We start from the raw sequence: 690 nt of genomic DNA on the forward strand, positions 1-690 counted from the left end.
TATATGAAAACCAATTATAGGAACTTTTGCTGAAATCGCTAACATATTTAGACGCATACATCAACCCTTCTGCAAGAAGCTTACTCCTAAAATGCGCATATACCAGGATAAATTTATTATAAAGCTGGTCAAATCTATAGACATTTGCTTTATTATCTTCAAACCATAATTGAGATTGTTTTGTCATTGATATTATGGCATCGAACTCTCCTACTAACTCATAATAATATATGGACACCTTGTAATATGCATCAAAAGATGTAAAGGTTAGACACTTCTCCCAAGTATCCTTTAATTGTTGGATCATGTTTGGTAAGCTTTGAAGATAATGCTGCCTTTTACGAACTGTCTGTTTCAAATAAACTTTAACAGTTTGGTATATTATAAGAGAATTTCTTTCAAGTGCTTGTTTTTCATTCCAATTTCTTAACTGTGCTACTGTTGCATTGAATTCACGCAAATTACCTAATTCAGAGTAACAAGATATTTTAAGTTCAAGTGCTTCGACAGTGAAATTAACAAAGTCATAGTTTAATGAAATAGACAAAACTTTATGTGTAAGACTAAGTACTAGATCAAATTCATAGTGTCTTGTTAAAATTTGAGCCTGATGTAGATACATTTGACACTCTTGTTCTTTAGTGATGAATTCATTTAGGCCTAGTTTATTTGAGTCCAAAAAAAGTAAGT

1 pseudogene is annotated in these 690 nt (G+C 31.0%); it reads right to left on the reverse strand.

Features of this window, described 5'->3' with window-relative positions:
- Window positions 1-679, reverse strand: a pseudogene (locus ACFQ2O_RS22045) (hypothetical protein); the annotation flags it as partial.
- Window positions 680-690 lie beyond the last annotated feature (11 nt).

The organism is Pontibacter rugosus, assembly GCF_042678745.1.
Classification (GTDB): Bacteria; Bacteroidota; Bacteroidia; order Cytophagales; family Hymenobacteraceae; genus Pontibacter; species Pontibacter rugosus.